Here is a 24,595-nt window from a genome sequence, read left to right as displayed (position 1 = left end):
TCCGGGTCATCCCTCCCCCGGCCGGGCCACGCGGTAGAGGTGGTGCGCGCGGCCGGAGGCAGGGCTGTCCGGTTCGAGTTCGACTTCCGCGACACGGCGCAGCCCGGCCTTCTCCAGGGCCCGCCAGGAGGCCCGGTTGGCGGCCGGTACGGGGATCAGGACGGCCGGGGCGTACGGATAGTCGCGCCACGTCGCCCGTACGACGGCCCGGATCATGCGCGGGCCGTGCCCCCGCCCCACCTGCTCCGGATCGCCGATGAGGTAGTCGAGGGTCACCGTTTCACCGCTCACCTCGGTCACGGCGGCCAACTCGGCCAGGTATTCCGGGTAGTCGGCGAGCCGGCACCGCTGGACCAGGCCGAGGGGGCGGCCGTCGAGGAGGACGAGCAGGTCCTCGGAGGGCTCTTCGCCCCTGGCCGAGGCGCCGAAGTCGCGCGCCACCGCCTCCGCCGAGGTCTCGTGGTTCCACCACCGGGCCACGTGCGGCTGCGCCAGCCAGCGTTGCAGGAGCGGGAAGTCGCCTTCGGTGGCCCGGCGCCAGGTGATCATCGCGGAGCCGGGCGCCGGAGCGAGGGGACCGGGCGCCGGAGCGTGACGGGTACGTCCATGGACGGAAGGTAGCTCTCGCCCATGGGTCCACGACACCGGTTTTCGACGGCGGAAGCCCTGACCAAGCCCTGACCTCGGCCGTCCGAGCGTCGTCGGGCGACGGACGCCGCTCTGAGCGCCGTCAATCGACGGACGCTCCCTCCCCTTCGGTTCCCTCCTCCCCTTCAGTCCCTTTCTCCCCATCGGCCCCCTCCCGCCCCTCGGCCTCCTCCGTGTCGGCCCGGGGCAGCACCACGACACCCCACGTGACCATGACCGCCCCGACCCCCTCCGGGATCAGCCACCAGCCCGCGCGTACGTGCTCCCCGTACACCAGGATCCCCAGCGCCAGACTGACCAGCGCCTCCCCCAGGGTGAGGGCGGGCTGCGAAGCCACCAGCGGACCGGACTCCATGGCGTTGGCCAGCAGAAACAGCGCGCACGCTCCCGCCGCCACGAAGGCGTACGTCTGCCAGCAGGTGAAGAACGCGCCGGGGCCGTGCCGGTCGAAGGTTTCGGTCGCCGCCTTCATCAGCGTCGCGGTCAGGGCGTAACCGATCGCGGAGGCGCAGCTGAAGAGAGCCGCACGGGCCTTGCCGCGGGGCCTCGGCAGGGCGGCCAGTACACAGGCGGCCATGGCGCCCCCGGTGATGAGCAGCGTCAGCACCCACGTCCCGGCGGACACTTCGGTGCCGCCACCGGAGGGGGCGGCCGCGGCCAGCCCCAGCCCGAGTCCGGCGGCCACCGTGACCGAGGCCGCCCAACCGGCCGCAGGCAACCGCCGCCGCGCCACCGCACTGGCGATGACCAGCGTGAACGGGAGCTCGGCGACCAGGATGGGCTGCACCAGCGACAGCGAGCCCAACGTCAGGGCCAGGGCCTGGCACGCGGCGGCACCGACGATGACGGCGATGCCGCCCAGCCACGCCGGGCTGCGCAGCAGGTGCCGGAACAGCCGGACGCTGAAGGCGTCGCCCGGCGGCACTTCGCGGGCCGCGATCCGCTGGAGCACGGTGCCCGTGGCGTTGGCCGCGGCCGTCAGCAGGGCGCACAACGCGGCGAGCACAGCCTGCACCGAAAACTCCTGCGGTCGCGCGCGACGGCCACCGGCCGCCACTGCTTCCACGGTGCCGGACCGGCACCTGACCTGCAATTATGCGGGATCCGGGGGCGTCCGGGCAGTTGTGTTGCGCCGGCCGGGGGGTTTCGCCGGCGAATCACCCGTTCGCAGCTTTTTGCGGCTTGATACTTGCTGTGAGGCTGGAAGGACTCATGGTGACCGTCCCCACCACCGAGGAGAGAACTCCATGATTCTGTCCATCTCCGGCGTCGTTCTGCTCGGCCTCATCGTCTTCCTGTTCTTCCGCAAGGACGGACTCAAGGTGTCCCACGCCCTGGTCTGCGCCCTGTTCGGTTTCTACCTCGCGGGCTCCGCCATCGCGCCGAGCATCAAGGCCGGCGGGGCGAGCCTGGCCAACCTCCTGGGCGGCATCAAGCTCTGACCGCGGCCCTCTCTCCCGCGCACCGTCCGGCGGGCGGCACCCGGCCGCCCTCGGGTCCCGGAGCGACCACCGCACGATCCCCCAGGAGATGATGTGGCCCGGCGTCCACTGCCCCGCATCCTGACCGACAGCGCACCGATCGCCCGCGGCCGCGAGTTCGCGCGTACCGCGGCGGACGGCGCGGCCGACGTGTTCCACCCGCTGATCACGATCAGCCGCGGGCTGCGCCGGCTGCTGGCCGCCGGGCGGCGGCGCTGGTCCTCGACGCCCAAGGAGCGGCGCGGCACCCTGCTGTTCTTCGCCGCCGGCAGCGTCCTGGCGGTGGCGCTGGTCCCGTACGGGCCCGTGCTCGCCCTGGTCACGGTCATGGCGGCGGCGGCCTGGGCGGGCCGGGAGCAGCCGGCCGAGGAGCCCGCCGCCGGTCCGGGAGAAGCGGAGACCGGCCGCCTGCGGGCGCTGTACGAAGCGCTGGTGCCCTACTTCGCGATCGAGGGCGACCCCCACCCCCTGTACGCCCACGACGGGGACTGGGAGGGCGCCTTCGTCGAGTACGCCTTCGACGAGGCGGGACGTCCGGCCCTTCTGACGCTGAGGTACCCGGCGTACTTCACCGACGGCGACACCGCGTCCCGGGCCCGTATCGAGCAGGTGCTGTACGCCAAGTCGGGGCGTGGCAGGGAGTACCACTTCGGGTGGGACGAGGAGTCGAACCAGCTGACGGTGACGGTGCTGCCCCCGCTGCCGACCGACATCGCGGCACAGCGGTTCGTGACGACGCACGGTGAGACCGTCCTCGGGTTCACCGACTCCGACGCCGTCCAGCGGACGCTGCCGGTGGAGGCCGGGGAGGGGGCCCGGGACGAGCCGCCCGTGGTGTGGCGGACCGGTCTGCGGTCGACCGAGCCCCACCTGCTCGTGCTGGGGCAGCCGGGTTCGGGCACCACGACGCTGCTGCGGTCCATCGCGCTGCAGGCACTTCCGTACGGTGACGTCCTGGTGATCGACGGCAGCGGGACCGGCGAGTACGCGTGTCTGGCGGAGCGGACCGGTGTCATGGGGGTCGAGTCCGGGCTGTCGGGGGCGCTCGCGACGCTGGAGTGGGCGGCGCACGAGACCGAGCGGCGGCTGATCACCGCCAACCGCGCCCGGCAGGCCGGGCGGCAGGCTCCGGACGACATCCGCTGGCCCCTGTGGATCCTCCTCGACCGGCCCACCGCGCTGGCCCATCTCGCGGCGGCCGAAGGGCGCGAGGACCCGCAGCACCTGCTACAGGTGCCGTTGCGGCACGGCCGGGCGGCCTACGTCACGGTGGTGGTGGCCGACCAGATCGACAGTGCCGGACTGCTGAGCGAACCCGTGCTGACACACACCCGGGCCAGGGTCGTGCTGGGACCGGCCGCCCCCGAAGAGGTACAGGCGGTGCTGGGAGCGCCGCCGCACACCACGCCGGCCGCCGACGTACCGCCCGGACGCGGCTACGCGCGGCTGGGCACCGGGCCGGTGCACCGCCTCCAGGTCCCGGCCACACCCGACCCTTTCGACGACGCCACGAGCGAAGCGCACCGGCAGGCAGTACTGGACCTCCTTCCGGAACCCGCGGCTCCGCTGACGGGGGACACACCCGAGGACGCGACCGAGGACCTGACCACGGCGGCCGGTACAGCCGGAGCGGAGCGGGCCGTCGGGGCGGAGCAAACCGTCGAGGCGGAGCGGACCACCAGGGCGGAGCGGGCCATCGGGGTGGACGTGCTGTTCGGAGCCACCGGCCCCGCCCCGCCGTCCGCCCCCTCGGAGACCACGTGACCGGTCAGCGGCCACGCCTCAGCCGGTCCGTCCAGCGGCCCCGGCGTGAGCGGCGGGAACGCTGCTGGAGCGGCCGGCGCGCCGCCGCGCCCACCGGTCCCGTTCCGCCGGGCGTCCGTCCCCAGTGACCGTCAGGTGACCAGGCCGGTACCGTACGTTCCGCTTGGGCCCGGATCTCCACGTGCGACGCGTGAGCCGTGGCGCGGAACGCCTCCTCGTACGAGGCCAGGGCCGCGCTCGTGGCCCCACCCGCGAGGCCCCGGCGGCGAATGTGCACGGCCAGCCACGCGAAGCAGCCCAAGGCCACGGCGAAGAAGCCCATGATGATCAGTAACGGCAGGGTCGCATCCATGGACACGAGCGTAGTCGGCCGCGTGCAGCCCTCCTTGGGCCACCATCCCGCCGGACGCTTCCCCAGGTGACACGGTTGATGCACGCGAAACCACAGCCATGCCCGCTCACGCACGCACGGTGGCAGGGCCGAGCCGCAGCTCGTCACAGCGCACCGCGGCAGGGGCGTCCTCAGGCCACGAAGCTGTGCGGCGTCTCGACCTCTCCGGCGGCCGTTCCCGCCCCCACGTGGCGGGCCGCGGCGGCCAGCCGGGACGCGGCCTCGTCGGCGACGGCTCCGCTGACCGTGAACGGCAGCCGGACGAACCCCTCGAACGCGCCGTCCACGCCGAACCGCGGCCCGGAGGGCACCCGTACGCCGAGCCGCTCCCCCGCCTCCGCGATCCGCGAGCCCGAAAGGCCGCCGGTGCGCGCCCACAGGGTGAGGCCGCCGCCCGGCACGCTGAACTCCCAGTCGGGCAGATGGCGCCGGAGCGCGGCGACGATCGCGTCGCGGTTCTCGCGGGCCTGGTCGCGGCGGATCTCGACGGCCTGCTCCCAGCCGTCGCCTTCCAGGAGCGAGGTGATGGCGAGCTGTTCGAGGACGGGCGAGCCGAGGTCGGCGAAGGCGCGGGCGGCGACGAGGCTGCGGATGATGTCGGGGGCGGCCCGTACCCAGCCGATACGCATCCCGGCCCAGAACGCCTTGCTGACCGAGCCGACCGTGATGACGTTGCTGCCCGCGGGGTCGAAGGCGCAGACGGACCGGGGCATCTCGATGTCGTCCAGGCGGAGTTCGGCCATGGTCTCGTCGACGACCAGGACCGTTCCGGCCGCGCGGGCGGCGTCCACCAGGCGGCGGCGCTGGTCCTCGGTGGCGAGGGTGCCGGTCGGGTTGTGGAAGTCGGCGACGACGTACGCCATGCGGGGCGCGGCGTCCCGCATGACCTGGCGCCAGGCCGGAATGTCCCAGCCGGCGAGGCGGTCGGTGAGGGCGACGGGCACCAGCCGGGCACCGGCGTCGCGCATCAGCTGGAGGATGTTGGCGTACGACGGGGAGTCGACGGCGACGCGCTCGCCGGGCCGGGTGATCTGGCGGCAGATGGCGGCCACCGCGCCCATGGCTCCGGTGGTGACCATGATCTGCTCGGGCATCGTGGGGATGCCGCGGGCGGTGTAGCGGTCGGCGAGCGCCTGGCGCAGGGCGGGCAGGCCTGCCGGGTAGTCGCCGTGGGTGTGCGCGTACAGCGGAAGGTGTTCCATGGCGCCCTGCACGCCGCGCGTCAGCCACGGCTCGGGGGCCGGGAGGGCGGCGCAGCCGAGGTCGATCATGGAGCTGGCGGCTTCCGGCGGCAGAGGTTCCAGGCCGCGGGTGGGCAGCGGGTTCCCCGCGGGGACGGCGGTCCAGCTGCCCGAACCGCGGCGGGACTCCAGGAAGCCTTCGGCGCGCAGCGCTTCGTAGGCCGCGGCGACGGTGGTGCGGCTCACGGAGAGAGCGGCGGCCAGTTCGCGTTCCGCGGGCAGGCGGGCGGCGACCGGTACCCGGCCTTCCAGGACGAGGAGGCGTACACCGTCCGCGAGGCCGCGGTAGGCGGGGATGCGGCGGCCGGCCGGAGCCACGGCGTCACGGGTGTCCTGCGACCGGAGCAACCGGGCAAGTTGTGACGCCCCCACCGCTGAAGTCCACTGCGCCATCGTGAGCAGTCCACCTTTCCCGAATTGGCCATGGAACCTGATCAACTCCGAGCCACAGAGTGTCACGTGCCAGTCCAATCATGCCAGGAGGGGGAACGCCTTGTTCAGCGCACGGAGGTCCGACGCCGTGGAGGACACAGAGGAGACAGGCCGGCGGCTGCCACGCCGCCTCGTCCACCTCTACACCGGACTGGTGCTGTACGGCCTCAGCATGGGACTACAGCTGCGCGCCGGGCTCGGCCTGGAGCCTTGGAGCGTCCTCAACCAGGGCATCTCCCGCCATACCGGCCTGTCGATCGGCACGATCACGATCGCCTCCGGCGCGCTGATCCTCCTCCCGTGGATCCCGCTACGGCAACGCCCCGGGCTGGGCACGGTCTCCAACGTCGTGATCCTCGGCCTGGTGATGGACGCGACCATCGCCCTCGTACCGGAGATCACCTCGCTCGCCTTCCGCATCCCCCTGCTCGCCGCCGCGATCCTGCTGAACGGTATGGCGACGGGGCTCTACATATCCGCCCGTTTCGGTCCCGGGCCGCGCGACGGGCTGATGACCGGCCTGCACCAGCGCACGGGCCGGCCGCTGCGCCTGGTGCGGACCTGCATCGAGGTCGCCGTGCTCGTGGCCGGCTTCACGCTCGGCGGCTCGGTGGGCGTGGGCACCGTGCTCTACGCACTGGCCATCGGCCCCCTGGCCCAGTTCTCGCTGCGCTTCTTCACCATCGGCGGGCGGGGCGGCCGCGTGGTGGCGTCGTCCGCGCCGGTCTCGGCACCCGCACCGTCCTCCTGAGCCGGGCGGGGCGGAGGCAGAAGCGGGACCGGGGCAGGAACCGGGACCGGGGCTGGGGCCGGGGCCGGGGCCGGGGCAGAACCGGAGCAGGAACCGGAGCCGGGGCAGGAACCGGGATCACCCCTTCGCACCCCTCCCCGCCCCGGGAGCAACTCCCTTACCCTTGTACCGATTTATCGCCGCACGCCCCCTCCCCCGATCTTCCCGACTGTTACGCTCTCTCCATCAAACACCCCTCTGACCTGGCCTTTTGCTGCCCGCAACGAGGGGCACGACCACCAAGGGAGCGGCTGTGAAGATCGGGATCAACGTCCTCAACTACGGGGCGGACACCACACCCGAGGGCATCGAGACATGGGTGCGCGGCGCCGAGGAGCTGGGCTACCACCTGGCGATGATCTCCGATCATGTGACGCTGCCCCCGGAGGTCGCCGGTGTCTTCCCGCCGCCGTTCTACGACCCGTTCACCACGCTCGCCTGGCTCGCGGGCCGGACCAGCACCATCGAGCTGGGCACCACGGTCGTGGTCCTCCCGTACCGCCATCCCCTCCAGACCGCGCGGGTGACCGCCAACCTGGACCGGTTCAGCGGCGGCCGGCTGGTCTTCGGTGTGGGCGTCGGCTGGTCGCAACAGGAGTACGCGGCGCTCGGCATCGATTTCGCGTCCCGCGGCCGGATCACCGACGAGTACCTCGCCTGCATCAAGGAGCACTGGACGCAGCCGGTGGTCTCCTTCCAGGGCGAGCACGCCGCGTACTCCGGCATCACGACAGGGCCCGCCCCGGTGCGCGATCCGCACCCGCCGGTCTGGGTCGGCGGCCTCAGTGACGCCGCGCTGCGCCGGGCCGGGCGGTTCGGCGACGCCTGGCACCCGTACACCCTGGGCGCGGACGCGATTCGCGAGCGGCTGCCGGTGCTGGAGGCCGCGGCGGAAGCGGCCAGCCGGCCGACGCCCGCGGTGACGCCGCGGATCGCCCTGCACCTCACGGAACGGCCCGTGCAGGCGGAGTCCCGGCTGCCGGGCCACGGGTCGGTGGACCAGGTCCGCGCGGACCTGGAGGCACTGGCGGAGCTGGGCGTCCCGTACGTCGTCCTGGACACGTTCCTGTCGAGCTACGCCGGGCCGGTTCCTCCGGAGGAGAGCCCCTGGCACGACCTCACCCAGCTGGAGACCGCGGCCGAGCAGATATTCGACCTTCCGGGCGAGACGCTGCGCTGAGGGCGGCGGAGCAGGATCTCCGGGCCGAAGGCGCCGGGCGGAGGGCACCGGGCCGGGGACGCCGAACCGAGGGCTCCGGGCCGGGGACTCCGGGCCGGGGACTCCGGGCGATCCGCCGCGGTCCCGCCCGCCCGCGCACCGAGGCGCGGCGCCGGAGGCCCGCCGCGCGCCGGATACCGGCCGCGCCCCGTGGCCGGTTGCCGACGAACCCCCCGTCCGCCCTGTATATCCTCTGGCCAATGCGCTCCCAGCAGTTGACCACCCGCGGGTTTCCCGTACGGCACCCCTACCTCGACCACCCGGCCCCGCTCGCCTTCGCCCACCGGGGCGGCGCCGCGGACGGACTGGAGAACACCGCCGCGGCCTTCCGGCGCGCGGTGGCGCTCGGCTATCGCTACCTGGAGACCGACGTGCACGCCACGTCGGACGGCCGGCTCGTGGCCTTCCACGACGCGACGCTGGACCGGGTCACCGACGCGGGCGGGGCGATCGGACGGCTCCCCTGGCGGGCCGTCCGCCGGGCGCGGGTGGCGGGCCGGGAGCCGCTGCCGCTCTTCGAGGAGCTGCTGGAGGAGTTCCCGCAGGCCCGCTGGAACGTCGACATCAAGGCGGAGGCGGCGCTCCGGCCGCTGCTGGACCTGCTGCGCCGCACGGACGCCTGGGGCCGGGTGTGCGTCGGGTCGTTCTCGGAGGCCCGGGTCGCGCGGGCCCAGCGGCTGGCCGGTCCGCGGCTGGCGACCTCGCTCGGCACGCGCGGGGTGCTGGGGCTGCGGATGCGCTCGTACGGCCGGGGCGTGCCCCTGGACCGGCTGCTGGGGGCGGCGGTCCGGCGCAACGCGGTGTGTGTGCAGGTGCCGGAGCGGCAGTCCGGCGTCCGCGTGGTGGACCCGCTGCTGATCCGGGCCGCGCACGCGTGGCGTTTGCAGGTGCACGTATGGACGGTGAATGATCCGCGCCGGATGGCGGCTCTTCTGGATCTCGGGGTCGACGGGATCATGACCGACGACATCGGCGCACTGCGGAAGGTGCTGACCGACCGGGATTCCTGGCCCGCGACGTGAGGCCGGTCCTCTCGGAGGAGCGCTCCGCACCGTCCTGACGAGGCGTTACCAGAGTGCGGCGGTCGCGCCGAAGGGGACCCGGATTTAGGCGTGGGGGGTGCGGGCCGGTAGTGTACGCCTTTGGCTCACCAGGCGGACCGTTACTGCGCGCTGAACTATGGAAAGCGCTGGGTGACATCTGCTGCCAGATGTGACAAACCGGGCATTGGTGGGTACAACAAGGGGCGGCACGAAGGAAGGCAGCGGCGCGCAGCGCCTCCATCAAGGTGGTGGGCGACGGGTGGGCACATATCCCGGTGACGGGAATCTTCACCGCCGACCGGACGTTGACCGGATGACGACGACAGCGACACCTGTCCTGTGGGCGACAAGCCCGGGAGGCACGATTCATGAGTGAGCGAGCTCTTCGCGGCACGCGACTTGTGGTGACCAGCTACGAGACCGACCGCGGCATCGACCTGGCCCCGCGCCAGGCGGTGGAGTACGCATGCCAGAACGGACATCGTTTTGAGATGCCGTTCTCGGTAGAGGCCGAGATTCCATCCGAGTGGGAGTGCAAGGTATGTGGTGCACAAGCCCTCCTGGTGGATGGCGATGGCCCTGAGGAAAAGAAGGGCAAGCCCGCGCGTACGCACTGGGACATGCTCATGGAGCGGCGCACCCGCGAGGAGCTCGAGGAGGTGCTGGCCGAACGGCTGGCCGTCCTGCGCTCCGGCACCATGAACATTGCCGTGCACCCGCGCGACAACAACAACAATCGCAAGTCCGCCTGACGAACGGACGCGCGAACGGGCCGGGGCCACTGCACCACGCAGTGGCCCCGGCCCGTTTCCGTATCCCTACGCATGCCGCGTCCGCACGCGCCCCCCGAACGCACCCGCCGGTGTGCGCGAGGTCACCTTCCACCTGCGGAATCATCCACGGGGCCGGGGCGCTGTAACGGGTGCGGGTGCCGGTGGGACAGTGTCCCCGGGCCTCACCATTCGCCCGTGGGGACGATCGTTCGGCTGAAGCCCCACGGAGCCTTTCGCCGAGAGGCGACCGCCATCGGCATCCGCACCCACGGACCGCCCCGGCCAGTACCCCCGACTGGCCGGGGCTTCGTCATACCCACGGGCCTCCGTCACGCCCGGCGGCCCCACAGCCCCGCGGCCCCACAGACCCACACCCCCGCGGACGCACCCTCCCGGCAGCGCCACTACGCTGCGCCACACCTCGGACACATGACGTATGCCGAAGTGGCCAATCCGCGCTCCCCCGCCCTCAGTTACCGCGCTCAGCGCGTCAGCGGCGGGTCCTCACGCCGCGGTGCGGGCTGCTCGTCCTCACGGACGACCTCGCCCTGGACGACCTTGCCGTCCGGCTGGTGCATACGGGCCTGCTGGAAGGCGTCCCCGAGCGTCCCCGGTGTGTAGCGCGCCTGGCGGGACAGGAGGCGCTCAGCGCGGCGGTGGAGCAGTTTACGGGTGGGCGGGAAGAGGCAGAGCAGCCCGGCCACGTCGGTGAGCAGGCCGGGAAACATGAGCAGCAGCCCGCCGAGCATGGGCAGCGTGTTGCCGCTCCCCGTGGAGGTCCGCTCCCCCGACCCCGGGGAAGCCGCGGGGTCCCCGCCCGCCTGCATGGTCTCGGTGAGGCTCTTCCAGGCCCGTCGGCCGGCCCGCTTGATCACGTAGCCGCCGGCGATCACACCGGCGAGGAGCAGCAGAAACACCGTCAGGCCGCCCGCCGCGTCGCCGACCAGGGTCAGCAGCCAGATCTCCAGCACCAGCCACGCGGCGACGCCCAAGGGAACGAACCGGCGGGCGCGCGAGCGCTTGGGCGGACGGGACCGGGGCGGCGGCGTGGCTGCGAACGTCATGGTTCAAGTGTGCCTGGCCCCGGCCGCTCCGCCCTCCCGCGGGTCGCCTTACGGACGCTCTACGGGCGCCTCACGGGCGTTTCACCGGCGCCTCACGCGCCGTCGAAGACGATCAGGCAGAACTCGTTGCCCTCGGGGTCGGCGAGGACCGTGGTCAGGGTGCCCGCGTCGTCGGACGGACCGCGCAGTACGCGCGCGCCGAGGGCCACCACCCTGCCGAGTGCGGGTTCCATGGCGGGCACCCGCAGATCGATGTGCATCCGGTTCTTGCCCCGCTTGGGTTCGGGCACCTCCTGGAGGAGCAGCTCGGGGGTGCGCCCCTCCGGGTCGGTCAGGGCGGTGTACGGCGGTGAGGTGCGCGCGATCCGGTAGCCGAGGGCCTGGCTCCAGAACTCCGCCAGCGCCTCCCGGTCGGCGCAGTCCAGCACCATGACCATCTCGCTCGGTGTCACCGCTGCCATCATCGGCTCCTCCCGCCCGTGCTCCTGATCACTTCCGTACGACCGCTTCCATACGACCGCCTCCGTACGACCGCCTCCGTACGACCGCCTCCGTACGACCGCCTCCGTACGACCGCCTCCGTACGACCGTTCCCGTACGGACCTGATCACTCCGGAACGCATGTGGCGGCGCCCGTCGGGCACCCGTACCGGACACCTTCCCCGTCCCTCTCACAAGGAGGCCACGCGATGGACAAGCGCAGCGAGACACCGGAGCAGGGCGGCAGCGCCATCCCCCGGGACCTGCCGGACCAGCAGGCGGACCCGCGGGGCACGCCGGACCCGTGGGAGGGCCGCAGCCCGGACGACGGGGACGACCGCGAGGAGAACACGGACGTCCCCGACACCGACGTTCCCGGTACGGGCCGCCGCGGCGCGGCGCACGACCGTGAGACACAGGCCGACGAGCCGACCCCGGACGAGCCCGCCGACTGATGCGGCGGGCCGGTGCGCCGGACGGCGCACGCCCTCCCGTCGGCCCGGGAGCCCCGCGGAACCGGTCCCGCGGGGCTCCCGGCACGCTCACAGCTCCCGCAGCGCGGGCAGCAGCTTCTTCCCGGCCCAGTCGAAGAACTCCCGCTGGTGGTCGCCGCCGACCTGCACCACGGCGATCTCCGTGAATCCGGCCTCCGCGTACGGACGCACCGCCTCGACGAAGTCGTCCACGTTGTCGCCGCAGGGGATCGTCCCGGCCACGTCCTCCTGCCGTACGAACTGGGTGGCTCCGGCGAACCCGGCCGGGTCCGGCAGCTCGGAGTTGACCTTCCAGCCGCCGGCGAACCAGCGGAACTGGTCGTGGGCGCGGCGCACCGCGGCGTCCCGGTCGGGGTCGTAGCAGATGGGCAGCTGCCCCACCCGCGGCTTGCCGGCGCCGCCGTGCTTCTCGAAGGAGGTGATCAGATCGCCCTTCGGCTCGGTCGCGATGACCAGGTCGCCGAGGCGGCCGGCGATCTCGCAGGACCGTTCCCCCGACACGGCCACGCCGATCGGCGGAGCCTGGTCGGGCAGGTCCCAGAGCTTGGCGGCGTCCACGTCGAAGTGATTGCCGTGGTACGTGACGGTGCCGCCCTCGAAGAGCGCCCGGATGATCTCCAGGGCCTCGGTGAACATCTCGTGCCGGGTGCTCTTGCCCGGCCAGCCCCGCCCGACGACGTGTTCGTTGAGGTTCTCGCCCGCTCCCACGCCCAGCCGGAAGCGTCCGCCGGAGAGCAGCTGCATCGTCGCGGCCTTCTGCGCGACGACGGCCGGGTGGTAGCGCACGGTCGGGCACGTCACGTACGTCATCAGCGGGATGCGGGAGGTGGCCTGCGCCGCGGCGCCCAGGACACTCCAGGCGTACGGGGCGTGGCCCTGGGAGGCCAGCCAGGGCGCGTAATGGTCGGAGGTCACCGAGAAGTCGAACCCGGTCTCCTCGGCCCGGACGACGTGGTCGACGAGATCACGCGGGCCGGCTTGCTCAGTCATCATCGTATAGCCGATTTGCACCATATGCCGCGAGTTTCCCGATCATGCGACCGCAAAACTCGGCCCCCGCGATGACGGCGGGCCGGGCCCGGAAGAGTACGCCCGACCGGCCCAGCGTGTGCTCCCGCGAACGCGAACGCGAACACTCACCTGCCCGGCCGACCGGCGGCGCACACCGGCCGACGCCGGGCCGCACCACTCGTTCGCCCGGCCCCGGCCCCCGAACCCGGCACCCGGACCCCGGCCTCGACCCGGCCCCTCAGCGCCCGCGGAGCTTGTTGACCCGGGAGCCGACGCCCCAGCCGGTGACCCGCCACAGGGCCTCCACGACGATGTCCTTGCTCATCTTGCTGTCGCCGCGCTCGCGTTCGACGAAGGTGATGGGGACCTCGACGACGTGGAAGCCGCTCTCGACGGCGCGGCGGGCCAGGTCGACCTGGAAGCAGTAGCCCTGCGAGGAGACCTCGTCCAGGCCGAGCCCCTCCAGGGTCTCCTTGCGGAAGGCCCGGTATCCGCCGGTGACGTCGCGCAGCGGCACGTCCAGCATGGCCCGGCAGTACGTGCTGCCGCCGCGGGAGAGGTACTCGCGGTGCTTGGGCCAGTTCACCACCCGGCCGCCGGGGACCCAGCGGGAGCCGAGCACGAGGTCGGCGCCCTTGAGGGCGGTGAGCAGCCGCGGCAGCTCCTCGGGGCGGTGGGAGCCGTCCGCGTCCATCTCCACCAGGACACCGAAGCCGTTCTCGATGCCCCATCTGAAGCCCGCCAGGTAGGCGGCGCCGAGCCCTTCCTTGCCCTTGCGGTGCAGCACCCGGACGTGGTCGTCCGCCGCCGCCAGCTCGTCGGCGACCTTGCCCGTGCCGTCCGGGCTGTTGTCGTCCGCGACGAGGATGTGTGCCTCGGGCACGGAGGTCCGTACCCGCGAGACGATCGGCTTGATGTTCTCCGCCTCGTTGTAGGTCGGAATGATCACCAAGGTGGTCCCGAGCGGACCGTACTGCCGCTGACCGCCGTCTTTCACTGCTGCCCCTTCTCGTCCTTCGTACGCCCGCGCCGGCCGATGACTGTCGCGGCGGCGCAGGACAGAAGCCCCACGATAGCGAGCACCCACTCGGGAATGGCACCGACGCGGTCGGCCACGGTCTTTTCGTCACGCAGAGGCAGGCTCGCCTCCAGCACCCCTTGGGTGAACTCCGGGATCTTGTGGGTGACCGTACCGTCAGGGGCCACCACCGCGCTGATCCCGCTGGTGGCCGCCGTGACGACGGCACGGCCGTGTTCCACGGCGCGCAGCTTGGACATGGCCAGTTGCTGTTCGGGCTGCCCGGTGCGGCCGTAGGTGGCGTTGTTGGTCTGGACGACGAGGGCGCGGGCGCCCGCGTTCACGGTGTCGTGGACGATCTCGTCGTAGGCGACCTCGAAGCAGATGACGTCGCCGAGCCGGGCGGGGCCGATGCCGAGGACGCCGGTGTGGTCGCCGGGGTAGAAGTCGCGCGGCACCCGCTGGAACCGTGTGATGATCTTGCTGAGCTGCTCCCGGAACGGCACGTACTCGCCGAAGGGCACCGGGTGCTGTTTGGTGTACGAGGCGCCGGGCCCCTTGACCGGGTCCCAGACGATGCCCTGGTTGAAGACGTAACCCGGCTTGTCCGGGTGGTTGACGAGGGCGCCGACGAGGACCGGCACACCGATCGCCTTGACCGCCTCGTCGATGCGGTCGTACGCCTGCGGATAGCGGAACGGGTCGAGGTCGGAGGCGTTCTCGGGCCAGATCACCAGGTCGGGCTTCTTCGCCTTGCCCGCCTTCACGTCGGCGGCCAGCTTCTCCGTGGCCGTGGCGTGGTTGCCCAGGATCTGCATCGGGCGGCCGAGGAAGTCCATGCCGGGCCGCTGCACGTTGCCCTGGACGACGGCGATGTCGACGCGGTCGTCCGCGTCGGTGTGCACCGGGACCAGGAGACCGGACACCGTGACCGCGGCGGCCAGGCCGACGGCTTCCACGGCGGGCAGGGCCGCCCGCACCGTCCTGCCGGGTCCGCGGCGCAGCCCCCACAGGACGACGGCCGCCGCGGCCAGCAGCGCACCGCTGAGGGCCACGGCGAAGGTGACCAGCGGAGCGCCGCCCAGGGCCGCGAGCGGGGTGAAGGGCGAGCCGGTGTTGGCGAAGGCGAGCCGTCCCCACGGGAAGCCGCCGAAGGGGACGCGGTCGCGGGCCCACTCCTCGGTGACCCACAGACACGCGGCCCACACCGGCGCGTACTTCACGCGGGAGGTGACGGCCAGGCCCGCGCCGAGCAGGACCATGTACAGAGCCTGTACGAGGGCCAGCCCGAACACCGCGTCCCAGCCGACGACATGCAGCCACTTCAGCAGCAGGAAGAAGAACGGCAGCCCGAAGGCGAGACCCGTCCAGGAGCCCTGACGGGCCGTCCGTCCGCGGGTGAGCAGGCCGAGGGCCGCGACGCCGACGAGGGACAGCGGCCACAGGTCGTACGGCGGGAAGGCCAGCGCGAGGACCAGGCCGCTCAGGACGGCGAGTGCCGTACGCGGTGCCTCGCGGCGGACCAGCGCCGCGAACCGGCGACCACGCCCGGCAACGGCTGGTGGTGGGGTGTCGGAGCCCGATGGCACGGTCGCGGCCTTCCTTGCAGGTCATGCGGTGGTGTGCAGACCGTACAACGGGGTTGTGCGATTGCGGACCGGGGGTGACAAGGGGTATAAGGCGCGCCACCCGTGGCACGGCGGGGAGCAGGGCACACCGCCGCGCGGTGCGGATCGGGGCCCGGCGCCCTTCGGGCCGACCTGGGACCCGCTGGCTGCGGGTCGACCGAGAGCCGTTGTCTACTGAGCAACCGGGCCCCACCCGGGTCGCACCTTCCCCCTCGCTCTTGACGAGCAGGGAGGGACCCCCATCCGGCCGAAACCTTTCCGTCGTCCCCGTGCCGCAGGTGCTGGACCTGGCTCCCAGTGGCGGTGTGCCGGTGCGGCACGCCGTCCCATGGCCCAGCTGCGTTCGACGACTGCGCGGAGGTCTCCCGGTCGGACGTCCTGTGGTGGACTCGGCCGAACCTACCGGCCGCCGACCGTCTGCTGTCAACAGTTGCCCGGACTGCGTGGTTTTCGCGTCGCCCCAGGCCGGCGCCCGCTCTCCCAGGTGGGGCAGGCGCCCCCGGGCGCGTCCCGCGGTGGTACGCGCCCGCGTGAAGTCACTCGTTCGGCCGTCCGTACACCGTGCGACCGCCGACCACCGTCCGCAGGCATACGGGGAGGTCCTGACCAGGGGTCAGGTCGGGCAGGCCGGGGGTGCCGGAGCGGGGGTCGGTGGACCAGCGCTCGACCCGCTCGTCGGGCGCCTGTACGACGAGGTCGCCGGTGCGCCAGACCGCGTAGTCGGCGGGCGCGCCGGGCACCAGGACGCCCGCGTCGTCGCGGCCGATCGCGCGCCAGCCGCCGCGGGTGTGCGCGGTGAAGGCGGCACGGGCGGAGATGCCGTGCTCGCGGGTGCGGTGGAAGACCGCGGCCCGCACGGTGCCCCACGGGTCCAGCGGGGTGACGGGGCTGTCGGAGCCGAGGGCGAGCGGGACTCCGGCGCGCAGCAGGGCGGCGTAGGGGTTGAGGGTACGGGCGCGTCCGGCGCCGAGCCGGGCCGCGTACATGCCGTCCTCGCCGCCCCAGGCCGCGTCGAAGGCGGGCTGTACGGAGGCGGTGAGGGCGAACTCGGCGAACGCCGCGATGGTGGCCTCGGTGAGCATCTCGGCATGCTCGACGCGGTGCCGGGCGGCCCGGACGCGGGCCAGGCCGACGCGGTCGGCGGCGGCCCGTACGCCGTCGGTGACGGCGGTCAGCGCGGCGTCGCCGATGGCGTGGAACCCGGCCTGGAGCCCGGCTTCGGTGCAGGCCGCGACGTGGGCGGCGACGGCGTCGGCGTCCAGGTGGGCGGTGCCGGTGTGGCCGGCGTCGGCGTACGGGGTGTGCAGGTGCGCGGTGTGCGAGCCGAGGGAGCCGTCGGCGAAGAGGTCCCCGGCGGCGCCGAGCGCGCCGAGGGCGCGGATCCGGTCGGCGTCCTTTGCGTTGGTGACGGCTTCGGCCCAGTAGCCGACGACCCGCGGGCCGGGTTCACGGGCGGCGCGGGCCAGCAGGGCGGTGAGGTCGTCCTCGCTGGAGATGTCGGGTCCGGCGCACTCGTGGAGGGTGCCGATGCCCCGGGACGCGGCGTGCGCGAGGGCCGCCGCCTGGGCGGCGTCGCGCTGGGCGGGGGTGACGGTGGCGTACGCGGCGGCCCGTACGGCGTGGTGCGCGTCGCCGGTCAGCGGCTGCCCGGCGTGGAATCCGGACCGGTCGCGGACGCCGGGCACCAGGTCGAGGAGGGCGGTGGTGACGACCGCCGAGTGCACGTCGACCCGGGTCAGGTAGAGCGGGCGGCCGTCGGCGGCCGCGTCCAGCTCGGCGCGGGACGGCGGACGGCCCTCGGGCCAGGCGGTGGCGTCCCAGCCGTGCCCCAGGAGGACCCGGTCGGCCGGGCGGGCGGCGGCGTACTCCCGTACCCGGTCCAGCGCGTCGGGGAGCGTACGGGCTCCGGACAGGTCCAGGCCGGTGAGCGCGAGGCCGGTGGCCGTCGTGTGCACATGTGCGTCCGTGAACGCCGGGGTGACGAGTGCGCCGTCGAGGTGGACGACCTCGTCCACGCCGTCGGCGAAGGAGTCGGCCGCGCCCTCCTCGCCGACCCAGGCGATGCTGTCGCCCTCGACCACCATGGCGGTGGCGAAGGGGTCGGCGGGACTGTGGACCTCTCCGCCGCGCAGCAGGACGGTACGGGGCCGGGCCGGATCGGGGGTGCGCTCACTCATAGCGGACAGTTTGGCCCCTGCGGGCGGCAGGCCCGCGCGCGGGGTCGGGATCTTGACGCGCGTCCGGCCGGTGCCGTCCGCACGTCAGATGCGCGGTGGCCGGGCCTCGTACGGCGTGGAGAGCACGACCGTGGTGCGTGTGGAGACCCCGGCCAGCGTACGGATGCGGGTCAGCAGGTGTTCCAGCTCCAGGGGCGTGGCCACGCGCACCTTGAGGATGTAGTTCTCGTCGCCCGCGACGCTGTGGCAGGCCTCCAGCTCGGGCACCTCGGCGAGCCGGTCGGCGATGTCGTCCGGGGCGCTGGGGTCGAAGGGTTTCACCGAGATGAAAGCCGTCAGCGGCAGCCCCACCGCCTCCGGGTCCACGATGGCGGCATAGCCGCGAATGACACCGCGCTGCTCCAGGCGGCGCACCCGCTGGTGCACCGCCGAAGTGGACAGGCCGGTGGCCTTGCCCAGGTCGGTGTAGCTCATCCGCCCGTCCTTGACGAGCAGATCCACGATTTGTCGGTCCAACTCCTCCACCCGATCAACCTACTGTGCTCGGGCGCATGTGCGCACCGTACGCCGGATCGTGGACCCGTCCGCGCGGGTCGTGTGACCAATGCCACACGCGTGACCCCGTATCCCGCAGGGCTCGGCGATTATGCGCGGGGCATGAGGGGAATTGCTCGTGTTGGCCGGAGCCGCCCGTCACAGGAAGCCGGCGGCCCGTACGGCCCACCCGAGGGGGATGACCATCATGCGACGTCTGCAGTCCGAATCCGTGCCGCTCGGCCTCGACGCCCTGGAGGGCGACAGTCCCGGCTTCGCCGGCGAGGACGATCCGTACGATTCCTTCGAGACCTTGGAGATCTTCCGGGTGACGTGCCCGGACTGCGCCCAGCCGATCGCGATGCTGGCCGACGAGGACACCCTGCCCGAGCACGCGCTGTGCCCGACGTCCTGGAACCCCTTCTGCCTGACGGTGTGCGAGGGATCGGGACGGCCGGTGGCCGACGCCTCCTCCTCGGACGACTCGATGGAGACCCAGGAGGAGAACGCCGGCGTGCTGCTGAACCTCCCGGAGGGACTGGACTGGCGCCGGCAGCCGTTCTCGCACGTGGGCGGGCCGGGCACCCGGCCGGCGCGCGTGCCGCGGATGCGCAGGCCCTGAGGCCCGCGCCCGTCCGGCGGGAGCCGGCGGCCGCTCCCGCGTCACCCCACCCCGGCAGCGCTCCAGGGTCACCGGAGGCGCGACCGGCCCTCACCGGTCGCGACCCTCACCAGTAGCGGCCTTCGATCATCGCCTCCAGTGCGGCCCGGTGCATGATCAGCGCGTCCGGGTCGGCCGGAGCGGACATCTCCCCGAAGTGGATCCGGCGGTACGCCACGCGCAGCATGACGACGGCGTGCCGCAGGGCCGCGTAGAGGGTGTGGAAGTCCATGGCCCGTGGGGTGTGGCCGGTGAGCCGGGCGTAACGCTCCTCGACGTGGTCACGGCGCAGGAGGCCGGGCAGGCCGCCCTGGCCGCCGCTCTCCGCCAGGTCCTGGAAGAACCGGTGGAGGTAGATCATCCAGCCGAGGTCGAGTTCGCGCGGTCCGGGCACGGCCATTTCCCAGTCCAGCACGGCGACGGGCCTGAAGCCGTCGTAGACGATATTGCCGATCCGTGCGTCACCCCAGGTCAGCACGGTGTCGTCGGTACTGTCGGTGCCCACGGCTCCCGCTGTGCTGTCAGTACCCACGGCTCTCTCCGTGTCCGACGGCCAGTGGTCGGCGATCCAGGCGAAGCCGCGCTCGATCAGCGGTGACGGCTCCCGCCCCTCGACGACCCAGGCGTAGTACGCGCGTTGGGCCGCCACGTGCCGCCGCAGCGCGCTCCCGCTGCCGGGCAGGGCGAGGAACTCCGCGTCCGCCACGGGCACCTGATCGTGGATGCGGGCGAGGACGGAGACCGTGGCAGCTTCCAGGTCCGCGCGTTCCGCGTCGGTGGCGGCGTGCAGCCAACTCCCCTCGTATGTATAGGGCATGACGTCCGGCGGTACGCGGCCTTCGGCGCGCTCCATCACGAAGAACGGCGCGCCGAGCGGCGCCGGGTCCTCCTCCAGCCACAGAACGCGCGGCACGGGAACGTCGGTGTGCTCGGCCACCAGGCGCATCGTGCGGTACTGGCGGGCCATGTCATAGGTGGGGAATACCGTGTAAGCGGCGGGGTCGGCGGCGAGGCGCAGCGCGCAGGAGCGGACAGGCGGACGGGGGTGGTCGATGTCGAAGAGCAGGGTTTCGCTGGACATGCCGTTGGAGGCGGGGACGGTCGCGGCGACCGCCTGAGAGCCGGGCAGGCGGGTGGCCAGCCAGCCGGACAGGCGCCGGGTGGTCTCTCCGGGGTCACGGGTGGTGATGCGGGGCCGTGGGGCGCCGCTCATGGCCGGTCCCCGGCGGGGTGCGCGGCTCCGGGGGCGGTATCGGTGCCGGTGCCGGTGCCGGTCTCGGAGCCGGTCCCGGTCTCGGAGCCGGTCTCGGAGTCGGTGCCGGTCTCGGAGTCGGTCTCGATATCGGCGGCCGGGCGCGCGGCCTCGGTGTCGGCCGGTGCCGTGTCGGCGTGGCCGGTGAAGCCGCTGGGGTCGTGGCGGCCGAAGCTGCCGTGCTCGAAGATCCCGTATCCGGTGCGGCCGTCGAGGGTGAAGCGGGCCGCGTGGTCGGTGACGCCGTAGGCCGCCCGGGGGTGGGCGGTGGGGTCGCCGAGGTCGTAGGTGCGGCGGTCGGTCCAGCCGCGCCCGCGCCAGGTGCCGTGCTGCCAGTCGTCGGCGGGCGGGTAGCCCGCGCCGACGGCCAGGGGTGAGGAGGTGAGGATCTCGGCGGCGAGTTCGAGCGGCTTGCGGGCCGGGCCGGTGAGGTGGAGGACGGCCCGTTCGGGGTGGCGGGTGCCCGGCCGGTAGGTGATGTCGGCGTGCGGCCAGCCGAGTTGGACGTCGCGGGTGCCGTTGCGGACGAGCAGGGCCTCGTTGAGCGTACGGTGCCCGTCGGCGTCCTCCTGGACGACGACCATCACGAAGCGGTCGTCGAAGCGGACCGGGCACCAGATCCAGTGGAAGCCCTCCGGCCGCGCCTCCTCGGCGGCGCGTCCGCCGTCCTCGCCGGGTATCGGCCGCACGCCCCAGCTGCGGTCACGGGTCCCGGTCCACTCCCCCGCGGTGACGGCCAGTTCGGCGCCCCCGGCGCGGATGGTGCCGGTGCAGGTGCCCGCCTGGACGAACCGGCGGCCCTCCAATACGAGCCGTCCGCCGCGGTACTGGGTGTGGTGCGGTTCCCAGACGGCGGGGAAGGCGGCGTGCCACACGAGGTTGCAGGAGAGGCCGCCGGGGTCGGCCGGGTCGGCGGCGCAGCGCAGCCGGAGCCGTTCGAGAGGCCGCTCGACGGTGATCGTCAGTGGTCCGACGGTGAGGGCGAGGCGGTCGTCGGTGAGCGCGTCGGAGGCGCGCACGGCGTGCAGGCGGTCGCCGAGCCGCAGGGTCGCGTAGGCGTCGATGACACCGGTGTTGGGGTAGACACCGAGTCCGGCGACGAGGAGCGCGCGGCCGGTGTGGTCCATGACGTGGAAGATGCAGCGGTCGTACGCGTTGCGGTCGCCGGTGGCGACGTGCCGCATGGACAGGGGCGCCTGGTGGATCGGGTATTCGTCGAGCGCGATCGGGCGGTCGGTCACGGAACACCTCCTGGACGCGCGGGCGGAAGCGGTCCGGTGGCCACGGGGCGCGCGATCCCGCCTCGGCGGCGACCGTTTCCGCGGGCGGAATTGACGGTACGTCAGGAGTACGCGCGGGGCCAGAGCCGTACCCGCGCGAAGGCGGGGAAGCCCCGCGCCACGGCGCCGTGCCACGGCCCGGCCGCCTTCCCGGCCGCCGGTGGCCACGGACACGGGACCCCGGCTGCACTGTACGGCGAACGCGCCACCGTACAGTGGGGGAACGAAGACCATCGCGGACACCGGACACCGGCAAATGCAGCGGTGAAGGAACGAGGGGGACACCACACCATGACGACGGCCAGCTCCGCACAGGGTCCGAGCAGCCTGCACTGCCTGCGCTGCGGCCTGGAGGTGAGAGGTTTCACCGGCTGCCCCCGGTGCGCGGCGGAGGGCATCGGCGTCAACGCGCTGCCGCCGCTGGCCGATCTGAACGGCCTGGAGCTGTCCTCGTACCGCGGCGGCCCGTGGGGCTGGCCGGAGACGCTGCCGGTCAGCGGCCCGCCGGTGACCCTCGGCGAGGGCGACACCCCGAACGTACGGCTGCGCACCGACCCGGCCGCGCTCGGCGACGGGAACGCGCCGGAGTGCGGCAGCGAGTTGTGGGTGAAGTACGAGGGCGGCAACCCGACCGGGTCGCACAAGGACCGGGCGATGGCGGTGGGCGTGGCCGCGGCGCTGGAGACCGGCGCCGACACGGTGGCCGCGGCGTCGTCCGGCAACGCGGGCGCCGCGGCGGCCGCCTACGCGGGCCGGGCCGGACTGCGGTGCGTGGTCTTCACCGACGAGGGCGTGCCGCCGGCGCTGGCCGCGCAGATCGAGCTGCTGGGTGCCGAGCAGGTGCGGTGCGAGGGCGGTTTCACGGTCCGCAACGCCGCGATGGCGCGGGCCGTCGAGGAGCACGGCTGGTACCCGCTGACCAGCTTCTCCGCGCCGTCACCCGGCGGCAACCCGTACGCCGACGAGGGGTACAAGTCGGTGGCGTACGAGCTGGCGCGCGACTTCGCCGGGCGGCGGATCGGCGCGGTGGTCGTACCGACGAGCCGCGCGGACCTGCTGTCCGGGATCGAGCGCGGCTTCCGGGAGCTGGCCGCGGCCGGCCTGGTCGCGGCGGTACCGCGCCTGGTGGCCGCCGAGCCCGCCGGTTCGGCGCCCTTCACCGCCGCCCTGCGCCACGCCGACCGCGCGGCCCAGGAGCGTACGCGCGTGGAGTCCCACCGCACCGCCGCCTTCTCGCTCGGCGAGGAACGCCCGTGCTGGCAGGGGCTGGACGCGCTGTGGCGCTCCGGAGGCACGGCCGTCGCGGTGGCGGAGAAGGAGTTCGTGGCCGAACAGCGACGCCTCGCCGAGCAGGGCCTGCTGCTGGAGGCGTCGTCCGCCGTGGCGGTGTCCGTGGCCCGCCGGATGCTGCGCGAGCAGCCGGAGCTCGTGGTGGCGATCGGTACGGCGACGGGCATGAAGGGGCTGACCACCGCGGGCGCGTGAGAGCACCGCCGTGATCGTTCACACGGCCGGACCCGACGGCGGCAGACGGCTTCCCTGCCCGTCTGCCGTCAGCCCGTCCGCCGTCGGCCCACTCGCCGTCGGCCCGCCCGGCGCCTGAGTGGGCAGCGCTCCCGTACGGCCGTCAGTGCGGCCATCCGTACGGGAGCGTCGTAGCGCCCGGCCCCGGCCACGGCCACCCGGTGGTCCGCCCGATCCGGTCAGCGGGTCTCGGGGCCCGCGAGGTGGCGCGCGACGACCATGCGCTGGATCTGGTTGGTGCCCTCGACGATCTGGAGCACCTTGGCCTCGCGCATGTAGCGCTCGGCCGGGAAGTCGAGCGTGTAGCCGTACCCGCCGAGGAGCTGGACGGCGTCCGTCGTGACGCGCATCGCGGCATCGGTGCAGAACAGTTTGGCCATCGCCGCCTCCTTGGAGAACGGCACCCCGGCGTCCTTGAGGCGCGCGGCGGCCAGGTAGAGCGCGCGGCCGGCCTCGATCTGGGTGGCCATGTCGGCGAGCATGAAGCGCAGGCCCTGGAAGTCGACGACCGGACGGCCGAACTGCTGCCGGGAGGCGGTGTACTCCAGTGCCTCGTCCAGAGCGGCCTGGGCCACGCCGATCGCGCAGGCGGCGATGCCGAGGCGGCCGGAGTCCAGGGCGGACAGGGCGACGGCGAAGCCCTGGCCCTCGTCCCCGATGCGCCGGGCGTCGGGGACCCGTACACCGTCGAAGTGCAGCTGGGCGGTGGGCGAGCCCTTCATGCCCATCTTGCGCTCGGGTACCGCGGCGGTCAGCCCCTCCGCGTCGCCGGGCACCAGGAAGGCCGTGATGCCGCGGGCGCCCTTGCCGCCGGTTCGCGCCAGCACGGTGTAGAAGTCGGCGATGCCGCCGTGGGTGATCCACGCCTTGGTGCCGTCCAGGGTCCAGGTGTCCCCCTCACGGACCGCCCGGGTGCTCAGGGAGGCGGCGTCGGAGCCGGACGAGGGCTCGGAGAGGCAGTAGGCGCCGAGCAGGCCGCCGCCGAGCATGGCGGGCAGGTGGGCGGCGCGCTGTTCCTTGGTGCCGAACTCGGCGAGCGCGTGGCAGGCGAGGGTGTGCACGCTGACACCGAGGCCCACGGTCAGCCGTGCGGCCGCCAGCTCCTCCAGGACCTGGAGGTAGACCTCGTAGGGCTGCTCCCCGCCGCCGAACTCCTCCGTGTACGGGAGGGAGAGCAGCCCGGACTCGGAGAGCAGGGCGAAGGTCTGCCGGGGGAATTGCCCCGCTTCCTCCTGCTCGGCGGCGACCGGCTCGATCTCGCGCTCGATGAGGTCCCGCACCAATGTCAGCAGATCGCGGGCCTCCTCCGTGGGCAGCCTGCGGTCCACCGGCCGGGGGCCGTACTCGGTCATGGCGGCGCTCTCCTCCCTGTCGGGCGCTGCGACGGCGCCCGCGAGGGTGAGGCGGCGCCGCCGGTCGTGCACAGTGCTCGGCAGATGATCCCCCTCCGGGTCGCGGAGGGCGGTGACCTGCAGCTGTGGCGCTGTGAGTATGCCCGATCGACGGCGTTACGTCACTGGTTGATCGAGATCTTGTCCCGAGCGCCCGGGACTTCGTCAGCACCGGGGCCCGCCGGAGGCCCGCCCGGTGCCGTACCCCGTCACGTACGAACGCCACGCCGATCTCCCCACCCGCACCCCCACTCCCCCACGATCCACCCTCGCAAGGCGACCCACCTGGGCGGGCGTCC

General features: G+C 73.2%; 23 protein-coding genes. 9 read left to right on the top strand and 14 right to left on the bottom strand.

The window, feature by feature from the left end; genetic code table 11:
- Nucleotides 1-6 precede the first annotated feature (6 nt).
- Together A6A06_RS22555 and A6A06_RS22550 are read right to left on the bottom strand one after the other, a co-directional pair.
- Nucleotides 7-549, bottom strand: a complete 543-nt coding sequence (locus A6A06_RS22555) for a GNAT family N-acetyltransferase (protein ID WP_073763062.1) — start codon at nt 547-549, stop codon at nt 7-9.
- 181 nt (nt 550-730) lie between these two features.
- On the bottom strand, nt 731-1,663 hold the full coding sequence (locus A6A06_RS22550) for a DMT family transporter (RefSeq protein ID WP_199931069.1): 933 nt from the start codon (nt 1,661-1,663) through the stop codon (nt 731-733).
- 232 nt (nt 1,664-1,895) lie between these two features.
- On the opposite strand from A6A06_RS22550, the gene A6A06_RS22545 reads away from it, so the two are divergent.
- Both A6A06_RS22545 and A6A06_RS22540 read left to right on the top strand, forming a co-directional pair.
- On the top strand, nt 1,896-2,090 hold the full coding sequence (locus A6A06_RS22545) for a hypothetical protein (RefSeq protein WP_073763060.1): 195 nt from the start codon (nt 1,896-1,898) through the stop codon (nt 2,088-2,090).
- Nucleotides 2,091-2,183: 93 nt separating this feature from the next.
- Nucleotides 2,184-3,893 (top strand): ABC transporter ATP-binding protein, encoded by a 1,710-nt coding sequence (locus A6A06_RS22540; RefSeq protein WP_073763059.1) that lies wholly within the window; start codon nt 2,184-2,186, stop codon nt 3,891-3,893.
- Between the two features lie 4 nt (nt 3,894-3,897).
- On the opposite strand, the gene A6A06_RS22535 is transcribed toward A6A06_RS22540, so the two are convergent.
- Together A6A06_RS22535 and A6A06_RS22530 are read right to left on the bottom strand one after the other, a co-directional pair.
- Complete coding sequence (locus A6A06_RS22535) at nt 3,898-4,245, bottom strand: hypothetical protein (protein WP_073763058.1); 348 nt, start codon at nt 4,243-4,245, stop codon at nt 3,898-3,900.
- A gap of 170 nt (nt 4,246-4,415) precedes the next feature.
- On the bottom strand, nt 4,416-5,918 hold the full coding sequence (locus A6A06_RS22530; RefSeq protein ID WP_073763057.1) for an SCO1417 family MocR-like transcription factor: 1,503 nt from the start codon (nt 5,916-5,918) through the stop codon (nt 4,416-4,418).
- Nucleotides 5,919-6,129: 211 nt separating this feature from the next.
- Here A6A06_RS22530 and yczE point away from each other — a divergent pair, with 211 nt between their 5' ends.
- From yczE to A6A06_RS22510, 4 genes are all read left to right on the top strand, one after another.
- On the top strand, nt 6,130-6,708 hold the full coding sequence (yczE, locus tag A6A06_RS22525) for a membrane protein YczE (protein WP_079194278.1): 579 nt from the start codon (nt 6,130-6,132) through the stop codon (nt 6,706-6,708).
- 292 nt (nt 6,709-7,000) lie between these two features.
- Nucleotides 7,001-7,927: an LLM class F420-dependent oxidoreductase gene (locus tag A6A06_RS22520; RefSeq protein ID WP_073763055.1), complete on the top strand. Its 927-nt coding sequence runs from the start codon at nt 7,001-7,003 to the stop codon at nt 7,925-7,927.
- A gap of 239 nt (nt 7,928-8,166) precedes the next feature.
- Complete coding sequence (locus A6A06_RS22515; RefSeq protein ID WP_073763054.1) at nt 8,167-8,988, top strand: glycerophosphodiester phosphodiesterase family protein; 822 nt, start codon at nt 8,167-8,169, stop codon at nt 8,986-8,988.
- Nucleotides 8,989-9,377: 389 nt separating this feature from the next.
- Nucleotides 9,378-9,761 (top strand): RNA polymerase-binding protein RbpA, encoded by a 384-nt coding sequence (locus A6A06_RS22510; protein WP_031000331.1) that lies wholly within the window; start codon nt 9,378-9,380, stop codon nt 9,759-9,761.
- A gap of 503 nt (nt 9,762-10,264) precedes the next feature.
- Here A6A06_RS22510 and fxsA read toward each other — a convergent pair.
- A complete protein-coding gene (gene fxsA / locus A6A06_RS22505; RefSeq protein WP_073763053.1) occupies nt 10,265-10,846 on the bottom strand; it encodes an FxsA family membrane protein in 582 nt (193 codons plus the stop codon).
- 92 nt (nt 10,847-10,938) lie between these two features.
- Nucleotides 10,939-11,307 (bottom strand): VOC family protein, encoded by a 369-nt coding sequence (locus A6A06_RS22500; protein ID WP_073763312.1) that lies wholly within the window; start codon nt 11,305-11,307, stop codon nt 10,939-10,941.
- 228 nt (nt 11,308-11,535) lie between these two features.
- Between A6A06_RS22500 and A6A06_RS22495 the strand changes: the two genes are divergently transcribed.
- Nucleotides 11,536-11,781, top strand: a complete 246-nt coding sequence (locus A6A06_RS22495) for a hypothetical protein (RefSeq protein ID WP_073763052.1) — start codon at nt 11,536-11,538, stop codon at nt 11,779-11,781.
- An 87-nt stretch (nt 11,782-11,868) separates the two neighbouring features.
- On the opposite strand, the gene A6A06_RS22490 is transcribed toward A6A06_RS22495, so the two are convergent.
- The 5 genes from A6A06_RS22490 to A6A06_RS22470 all read right to left on the bottom strand — a co-directional run bounded on the left by A6A06_RS22490 (nt 11,869) and on the right by A6A06_RS22470 (nt 18,179).
- On the bottom strand, nt 11,869-12,834 hold the full coding sequence (locus A6A06_RS22490; protein WP_073763051.1) for an LLM class F420-dependent oxidoreductase: 966 nt from the start codon (nt 12,832-12,834) through the stop codon (nt 11,869-11,871).
- 235 nt (nt 12,835-13,069) lie between these two features.
- Nucleotides 13,070-13,828: a polyprenol monophosphomannose synthase gene (locus A6A06_RS22485; RefSeq protein ID WP_073763050.1), complete on the bottom strand. Its 759-nt coding sequence runs from the start codon at nt 13,826-13,828 to the stop codon at nt 13,070-13,072.
- Nucleotides 13,825-15,438, bottom strand: a complete 1,614-nt coding sequence (gene lnt, locus A6A06_RS22480; protein WP_073763049.1) for an apolipoprotein N-acyltransferase — start codon at nt 15,436-15,438, stop codon at nt 13,825-13,827. Before lnt ends, A6A06_RS22485 begins: the two co-directional genes overlap by 4 nt.
- A gap of 575 nt (nt 15,439-16,013) precedes the next feature.
- Nucleotides 16,014-17,654 carry an amidohydrolase gene (locus tag A6A06_RS22475; protein ID WP_073763048.1) on the bottom strand — a complete coding sequence of 547 codons (1,641 nt, stop codon included), beginning with the start codon at nt 17,652-17,654 and terminating at the stop codon, nt 16,014-16,016.
- Between the two features lie 84 nt (nt 17,655-17,738).
- The gene (locus tag A6A06_RS22470; RefSeq protein ID WP_026170119.1) at nt 17,739-18,179 is read right to left on the bottom strand and encodes an Lrp/AsnC family transcriptional regulator; all 441 of its coding nucleotides are present in this window, start codon (nt 18,177-18,179) and stop codon (nt 17,739-17,741) included.
- 208 nt (nt 18,180-18,387) lie between these two features.
- On the opposite strand from A6A06_RS22470, the gene A6A06_RS22465 reads away from it, so the two are divergent.
- The gene (locus A6A06_RS22465; protein ID WP_079194224.1) at nt 18,388-18,810 is read left to right on the top strand and encodes a hypothetical protein; all 423 of its coding nucleotides are present in this window, start codon (nt 18,388-18,390) and stop codon (nt 18,808-18,810) included.
- 106 nt (nt 18,811-18,916) lie between these two features.
- Here the strand turns inward: A6A06_RS22465 and A6A06_RS22460 are convergent, their stop codons facing one another.
- Both A6A06_RS22460 and A6A06_RS22455 read right to left on the bottom strand, forming a co-directional pair.
- Entirely contained in the window at nt 18,917-20,062 is a 1,146-nt protein-coding gene (locus tag A6A06_RS22460; RefSeq protein WP_073763047.1) for a phosphotransferase family protein, read from the bottom strand.
- On the bottom strand, nt 20,059-21,342 hold the full coding sequence (locus A6A06_RS22455; RefSeq protein ID WP_242440871.1) for a hypothetical protein: 1,284 nt from the start codon (nt 21,340-21,342) through the stop codon (nt 20,059-20,061). Before A6A06_RS22455 ends, A6A06_RS22460 begins: the two co-directional genes overlap by 4 nt.
- Before the next feature lie 330 nt (nt 21,343-21,672).
- Here A6A06_RS22455 and A6A06_RS22450 point away from each other — a divergent pair, with 330 nt between their 5' ends.
- Nucleotides 21,673-22,866, top strand: coding sequence for a pyridoxal-phosphate dependent enzyme (locus A6A06_RS22450; protein ID WP_073763046.1), 1,194 nt, complete (start codon nt 21,673-21,675; stop codon nt 22,864-22,866).
- 218 nt (nt 22,867-23,084) lie between these two features.
- Here A6A06_RS22450 and A6A06_RS22445 read toward each other — a convergent pair whose 3' ends face one another.
- Complete coding sequence (locus A6A06_RS22445; protein ID WP_073763310.1) at nt 23,085-24,257, bottom strand: acyl-CoA dehydrogenase family protein; 1,173 nt, start codon at nt 24,255-24,257, stop codon at nt 23,085-23,087.
- Between the last annotated feature and the right edge of the window lie 338 nt (nt 24,258-24,595).

The organism is Streptomyces sp. CB02923, assembly GCF_001905005.1.
Lineage (GTDB): Bacteria > Actinomycetota > Actinomycetes > Streptomycetales > Streptomycetaceae > Streptomyces.
Note: the sequence above shows the minus strand (reverse complement) of the source record. Positions and strands in the feature narration are given on the sequence as shown.